Below are 6,887 nucleotides of genomic sequence, written 5' to 3'. Positions count from 1 at the left end.
AGCAGGAGGCCACCGAGCAAGCCGAAGCCGACGCCCTGGCCGAGCAGGAAGCCACCGAGCAGGCCGAAGCCGACGCCCTGGCGGAGCAGGAGGCCGCAGAGCAGGCCGAAGCCGACGCCCTGGCGGAGCAGGAGGCCGCCGAGCAGGCCGAGGCCGACGCCCTGGCCGAGCAGGAAGCCGCCGAACAGGCTGAAGCCGACGCCCTGGCCGAGCAGGAGGCCGCCGAGCAGGCCGAGGCACGCTCCGTCGCCGAGCAAGAGGCCATCGAACAGGCTGAAGCCGACGCCCTGGCCGAGCAGGAGGCCAGTGACAAGGCGGATGCGGAAGCTCTGGCCGAGGCCGAAGCCGCCGCCCTAGCCTCTGCCGCCGCCCTTGAGACCCAGGAAGCCAGTGAGACATCCGAATCGGTCGTGACTGCGGATACCACGCGTACCAGCGACGAAGACGCCCAGGCCACGGCGTCAGAAGCCGATGGTGACGACAACCAGATATGGAAATACCTGGGAGCCGCCGCGGTAGGTGCTGTCGCAGGCGCCTTGATCCCCCAGCTCGGTGGTCGGGTCGTCGAGAATCAAGGCGATCGCATGATCGTTGAGCGCGATGGCGAACTGCATGTGCGCAAGGACGAGAATCTCCTGCTGCGCCGTCCTGGGGTAACCGAGACCACAGAATCCTTTGCCGATGGCATCACCCGCTCAACGGTCACTCGCGAGGATGGCAGCCGGATCGTGACCATTCGCGATTCCGGTGGCTTCGTTCTCAAGCGCACCCGCTATCTGCCCGATGACACCGCCATCGTGCTGATCGACGAAACGCGCAAGGCCGATAGCTGGGTATCTTCCGTCGACCTCGAGGAATCCCTGCCACCCCTGCGCTACGACCTGCCGGAAGAACGCTACGTGGTCGATTACCGGCGTGCTGATGAGGACATCCTGCGCGAAGCATTGCTGGCACCGCCGGTACAGGAGTTCGATCGCGTCTTCACGCTCCGTCAGGTACGCGAAAACTCACGACTCCGAGACATGATGCCGCGTATCGATCTCGATGTTATCCAGTTCGCGACCGGCTCGTCGGCCATCCAGCCCTCCGAGGCCGAAGCGTTGAGGCTGATCGGGAACACCATGGCCGATATCATCGAGCAGCACCCGAACGAGATCTTCCTGGTCGAAGGCCATACCGATGCCGTGGGGTCGGACCTGATGAACCTCGGGCTGTCTGACCGGCGAGCAGAAGCTGTTGCCCTGGCACTGACCGAATACTTCGCCATACCCCCGGAAAACCTGATCGTGCAGGGCTATGGTGAGCGCTATCTGAAACTGGATACGCAGGGCCCCAGCCAGGTAAACCGACGCGCGAGCGTCCGGCGCATCACCCCGCTGATCGATGCAGGGTTAGTCAGCCTCTAGGAAAGGCAGCACCGCAAAAGCCGACAGACAATGCGCTCTGTCGGCTTTCTCGTAAGCGCTTTGCCACGAGCGCCAGTTCATATCTCAGTGACTCGGCGCGGCTCATAGGAACCGCGCACGAATGCACTCCCGGGGCATGCTTTTATCGAGCGAGACTCAGGCCGGCACCAGGCCCCTCTGGTCCGCCAGCCTTGGCGCGCACGCCTCAGAATGGGACGGCAGGGCCGCCAGGGTGGCGGGTTCCTGAGACCGGTCTGCCAGCTTGAATCGCGCCACCGCTTCATCCAGGCGCTGCGCCTCCGCCTGAAGCTGGCTTGCGGCCAGGCTTGCCTGTTCGACGAGTGCGGCGTTCTGCTGGGTGGTGTTGTCCATGTCGCCCACCGCGGTGTTGACTTCGCCGATGCCGGCGCGCTGCTCATTGGAGGCCACGGCGATCTCGTTCATCAGCTCGTTGACGCGCTGCACCGAGGTCATGATCGAGCCCATGGTGCTGCTGGCGCTGTCCGCCTGCTGGGTGCCGGCCTCGACCTGGCGCACGGAGGTCTCGATGAGCTGGCGGATCTCCGTGGCGGCGTCTGCGCTTCGCGTGGCGAGCTTGCGCACCTCGTTGGCCACCACCGCAAAGCCCCGGCCATGCTCGCCGGCGCGGGCCGCTTCCACCGAGGCATTCAAGGCCAGGATATTGGTCTGAAAGGCGATGGAGTCCATCAGCCCGATGATCTCCGTGACCTGCTGCGAGCTTTCGCGAATCTCTTGCATCCGCGTGACCACGTTGGCGACGACATCACCGCCTTGGTCGGCTCGTTCGGCCGCTTCTCGGGCCATCTCGCTGGCAAGCGCGGCGTTCTCGCTGTTGCGCTCCATGGTGGAGGTCATCTCCTCCATGCTCGAGGCGGTTTCCGTCAGCGAGGCGGACTGGCGCTCGGTGCGTGCCGCCAGGTCGCGGTTGCCGCTGGCGATCTCGCTGGAGTTGGCGAGTATTTCCGCGCTGCTGTCGCGCACCGTGGCGACGGTGGTCGAGAGGCCCCGCTGCATGGCCGCCAACGACGAGAAGAGCTTGCCGATTTCATTCTGGCCGCGTGATTCGATTGTCGCGGAAAGGTCACCGCTGGCCATGCGCTGGAAGTGTTGCACGATACGGTCCAGCGGCCCGATCAGGTTGGTGCTGACGCCACGGTAGACGACGCCGATCACGATCAGGGCGACGATGAAGACAACCACGATCACTCGCTGCGCGGTGGTGACCACCGTGCCGAAGTTCTCCGCGCGCTCGGCGCCTTCGGCTTCCACCTGGTGGAAGAAGCCGACGGCGGCCTGGTAGAAGCTGGCGTTATCGGTAGAGGCCCGTTCGCGCAGCGTCTGGTAGGTGGCAAGATCGCCAGCGGCAAGGGCCTCGGCCTGCGGCTGCAGGCTGTCCTCCATCATCGCGTTGAAGCTGGCTTCGATGGGGCTCATCAACTCCGCGTGTTCGGGGCGAACGGGCAGTTCCAGGAAGCGCTCGAAGTTGTCGCCTACCGCCTCGAGCCGCTCGCCGAGACTCTGGGCATCGGTGGTCTGGGCGGTGGTGCCTGCGACGGAACTCTCCAGCAGCTCTTCGTAAACGCCGGCCATGTCGATGCGTACGCTTAGCAGCATCGAATTGGCACGGTTGAGGGCGGCCTGCTGGCTGACGTTCACCGCACTGAAGGTATCGAAGCTGCGCTGGCTGTGGTTGACCGCATAGAGCCCCATGGCGCTCAGCGCAATCAACAGGGTGAGGAAGGCGAGCAGGACCAGCGTCCAGCTCATTTTCACGGAAAGATGGCTCAGGCTTTTCACTTGTGACTCCTGGTGGCCCCGGGGCAGGGCTCGAGTTGCATCGCGATGATGGGAGGCGCTCAGCCCGCCGGTGGGCCGGGCTGAACCGACCTCAGCTGTTGCTGGCCTTGCCAGCCGAGCCTTCCTGGCGATGGGAGTCAGCGGCTGCTTCCCGGTCCTGGGTTGTGCTGCAGTTGCTCTCCTCGTCGGCGCGGGCCATCTGTTCTCGCTCGCGCTCCTCGTCGGCCAGGCTGACTCGGGGCAGAACGAGATTGAGGGTAAAGGCGGTAATGGCCGCGACCACGATGGGGGAGCCACCGATCACGCTCTGTATCCACTCGGGGAGCTGGGCTATCGCTTCGGGCACCTGTGAGATACCCAGGCTCAGGGCCAGCGCCAGGCCGACGATGGTCATGTTGCGCGCCGACAGCTCGTCCTTTATCAGCAGCTTGATGCCGGTCATGGTGATCATGCCGAAAACGATGACGGTCGCACCGCCGAGTACCGGGTAGGGGATGGTCGTCACCAGGGCACCGAACTTGGGGCTCAACCCGGCCAGCAGCATGAAGCCGCCGGCAAGCGCCAGGACGAAGCGGCTGATCACGCGGGTCATTGCCACGATGCCGACGTTCTGGCTGAAGGTAGCGGTGGGCAGGGCGCCGAAGAAGGCGCTCAGCGTGGTGGTCAAGCCGTTGCCCAGCAGCCCCCCGGTGAGCTCGCGCGTCTTCAGCTCGCGGTTCATGCCCCCCACCGTGGTGGCTGATAGATCGCCGATGGTCTGCACGGAATTGATCACGCAGATGATCACCATGGCGATGATCGCCGAGGTGTGAAACTCCAGCTCGAAGGGCATGAAATGGGGCACCGCCACCCAGCCGGCATCGGCGACCGCCTCGAAGCTGACCATGCCGAGCAGCAGCGACAGCGCGTAGCCCACCACCATGCCGACGATGATGGCCGAAAGCTTCACCACCCCCCTGCCGAACTGCGAGGCGACCAGCACCGTTGCCAGCGTGACCAGGGCCACCAGCCAGTTGAGCGGTTCGCCGAAACCCGGGGCTTCGACGTTACCGCTGCCCGCCATGTAGCGCACCGCGATGTCATACAGCGACAAGCCGATCACCAGCACCACGGTGCCGGCTACCACCGGTGGGAACAGGTGGCGGATGTACTGGATGAAATAGCCCACCACCATCATGCAGATGCCGCCGATCAACTGGGCTCCGAGGATGCCGGCCAGGCCGTACTGGCCGCCCACGGCGACCAGGGTGGGCACATAGGCGAAGCCCACCCCGAAGATGGCGGGCAGGCGAGCGCCGAACTTCCAGGCGCCGTAGAGCTGGAAAAGCGTGCTGACGCCGGAGGCCAGCACCGCGATCTGGATCAGCAGTAGCCGCTCTTCCACGCTGGCACCCACGACCCCTGCAACGATGATCGGCGGGGTGATGACGCCGGCGATCATGGCCAGCACATGTTGAAGCGAGAGGGGCAAGGCCTTGCCCAGGGGCGGCCTGCCGTGAAAGTCAAAGATGGACGTATTGACCTGCTGCTTGGGCATGAGGACTTCCGATCTGTTCTTGGATTTGTAGTACATCTGCTAGCTGTGGTGTCTACAGTATCTGATAAAATTGTATACTAGAAATATTTTTCACATCCAGGTCCGGCAGCGCATAAGGAACACCAGCGCACTTGCGTCGCTGGCGATAGGCTGGGCGGGGCTTGTTGCAGGGGGTTAATGGCAGGGTCTATTGGCAAGGATGGCTGGCAGGGGCTGAGTCGGGTTTCTCCTTCAGTAACCACGACCCCAGCCCGGCGACAGCGAGCCCCAGGGTGGCGAAGAGCAGGAAGGTGGTGACATGGCCTTCGGCTCCGACAAGCCAGCCGGCCAGCGGAGAGCCGGCAACCTGGCCGACCGAAGTAGCGAGCAGCGGCAGCACCGGGGCGAAAGCGGGCGCCTCGGTCATGATCTGGGTGCTCCTGACCAGGTAGAAACCGGTAAGGATCATGTACCCGGCACCGAACAGGGCCGCGGATGACAGGGCGAGAGCGAAGTTTCCGGGATCGATAGCCAATATCGCGAGGCTGACAGACATCACCGTGAGGCCGGCAGCATGGCTCGCAGCCGGCCCGAAGCGCGAGATGAGATCCCCGGCGCCGGCACCCGTCAGCCCTCCGATTCCCACCGCCAGCCACATCCAGGCAGTCTGGCTCGACGCGAGCCCCCCGGCGTTGATCACCGCATCGGGGGCAAACACCCAGTAGGCTGCACTCACACACCCCATGCCAATTGCAAGGCCGCTCAGCCGGGCGATACCGAGCCATTGCGCCCGGCTTACCGGCGCGGCGAGCAGTCGGGGGCGCGAGAGTGAGGTGCGCCGGTCATCCCGAGGCAGATAGCAGAAGGCGGCCAGTGCGGCCAGGGCCGCCAGGACGGCGAATCCGGTATAGGCACTGCGCCAGGCCTCCGCCCAGAGCAGCACCGCGGGCATGGCGAGCGCGATCCCCAGGCTGGTGCCCGCATTGATGGTGGCGTTGACGCGTCCGCGCAGATCGGGCGGTACGACCCGATAGACCGCCTGGGCCATGACCGGCGATGACAGCCCGGTGCTGATCCCGCAGAGCAGCACGCCGGCGGCCAACAGCAGCGATGAAGGTGCCTGGGCGATGGTCATCAGGCCTACCCCGGCCAGGCCGGCGGCCGCCACCCCCGTGCGGCGTACCCCGAGTCGGCGAGTCACCCAAGGCGCGGCGAGAATGGCGAAGACGAAGCTCAGGAAAGGCAGGGCGCCGATTACCCCTGCCATGGTCGCGGAGATTGTCAGTTCGTCGCGCATCGAAGGCAGGAAGAGCCCGAACACGAAGCGGGCCAGGCCGTAGGTGATGGCGATGACCCCGCTTCCGAGGGCTGCCATGCCGAGGGGGGAGAGGGGCCTCATGGGGTCTCGCTCCGGGCCGCTGCGAGGAGGGCATCGACCACCGCTCGAGTGTCGGTCAGGGCCGTCTGCGGGCCCAGCAGGGCCACCGTCGTATTGCTGCCTTCCAGCACCATGAACAGATGTCGCGCCAGGCCGGCGTGGTGGTCCAGGCCATCGCACACCACGGCGGTTTCCAGGCGTGCCAGCAGATCGGACTTGGCGGCTGCCGCCAGGGCATGGATCTCGGTGCTGTGTTCGGCGAACTCGCCCATCGCCTTGACCATGATGCAGCCATGCTGGCTGTACCGCTCCAGCCAGTGGCCATGTGCGTCGACCAGGGCAGGTGTCACCTCGCCCGGCGAGGCGGAGGCCGCTGCCGCATCGAGGCTGGCCATGAAACGCTCATGGCGGGCCGACAGAACCGCCGCCACCAGAGCCTCCTTGGAAGCGAAGTGGTTGTAGAGCGTCATGCGTACCACCCCGGCGGCGGCCACGATGCGATCGATGCCAGTGGCGTGGAAGCCCTGTTCATAGAAGAGTCGCTCGGCCGTGGCGAGCAACTGGTCGCGCTTGGAAGCTGGCATCGGATGCAATTCCTATATAGACCGATCTATCTAAATTTAGGCCTATCTAAGTACAGGAGACGCGGTGGTGTCAAGCGACCCCGGCCTGGCCCATTGCTGAGCCTCTTCCAGGGAGATGACAGATACTGCTCCTTTTGCGAACACGGGGATGTGGCGCTGGTCATGAAGCAGCGTGAAATGAAGAG

At 64.9% G+C, this 6,887-nt stretch carries 5 protein-coding genes; 1 reads left to right on the top strand and 4 read right to left on the bottom strand.

Annotation, left to right across the window (positions count from 1 at the left end; translation table 11 throughout):
• On the top strand, window positions 1-1,406 hold a 1,406-nt coding region (locus KZO25_RS05035; protein ID WP_223136106.1), incomplete at its 5' end, for an OmpA family protein.
• Window positions 1,407-1,562: 156 nt separating this feature from the next.
• On the opposite strand, the gene KZO25_RS05030 is transcribed toward KZO25_RS05035, so the two are convergent.
• The 4 genes from KZO25_RS05030 to KZO25_RS05015 all read right to left on the bottom strand — a co-directional run bounded on the left by KZO25_RS05030 (window position 1,563) and on the right by KZO25_RS05015 (window position 6,702).
• A complete protein-coding gene (locus KZO25_RS05030; RefSeq protein ID WP_223136105.1) occupies window positions 1,563-3,224 on the bottom strand; it encodes a methyl-accepting chemotaxis protein in 1,662 nt (553 codons plus the stop codon).
• A gap of 91 nt (window positions 3,225-3,315) precedes the next feature.
• Window positions 3,316-4,761: a uracil-xanthine permease family protein gene (locus KZO25_RS05025; RefSeq protein WP_223136104.1), complete on the bottom strand. Its 1,446-nt coding sequence runs from the start codon at window positions 4,759-4,761 to the stop codon at window positions 3,316-3,318.
• A 187-nt stretch (window positions 4,762-4,948) separates the two neighbouring features.
• A complete protein-coding gene (locus KZO25_RS05020; RefSeq protein ID WP_223136103.1) occupies window positions 4,949-6,139 on the bottom strand; it encodes an MFS transporter in 1,191 nt (396 codons plus the stop codon).
• Window positions 6,136-6,702 carry a TetR/AcrR family transcriptional regulator gene (locus tag KZO25_RS05015; protein ID WP_223136102.1) on the bottom strand — a complete coding sequence of 189 codons (567 nt, stop codon included), beginning with the start codon at window positions 6,700-6,702 and terminating at the stop codon, window positions 6,136-6,138. The genes KZO25_RS05020 and KZO25_RS05015 overlap by 4 nt, the downstream gene beginning before the upstream one ends.
• Between the last annotated feature and the right edge of the window lie 185 nt (window positions 6,703-6,887).

Origin of the sequence: Halomonas sp. ANAO-440 (genome assembly GCF_019915905.1) — a bacterium.
GTDB classification, from domain to species: Bacteria; Pseudomonadota; Gammaproteobacteria; order Pseudomonadales; family Halomonadaceae; genus Halomonas; species Halomonas chromatireducens.
This window is presented reverse-complemented; position numbering and strand designations above follow the sequence as displayed.

What these genes read in the sequence shown, in the direction of transcription:
- KZO25_RS05025 (WP_223136104.1), bottom strand. Translation starts at nt 4,761, where the DNA reads ATGCCCAAGCAGCAGGTCAATACGTCCATCTTTGACTTTCACGGCAGG.
- KZO25_RS05020 (WP_223136103.1), bottom strand. Translation starts at nt 6,139, where the DNA reads ATGAGGCCCCTCTCCCCCCTCGGCATGGCAGCCCTCGGAAGCGGGGTC.
- KZO25_RS05015 (WP_223136102.1), bottom strand. Translation starts at nt 6,702, where the DNA reads ATGCCAGCTTCCAAGCGCGACCAGTTGCTCGCCACGGCCGAGCGACTC.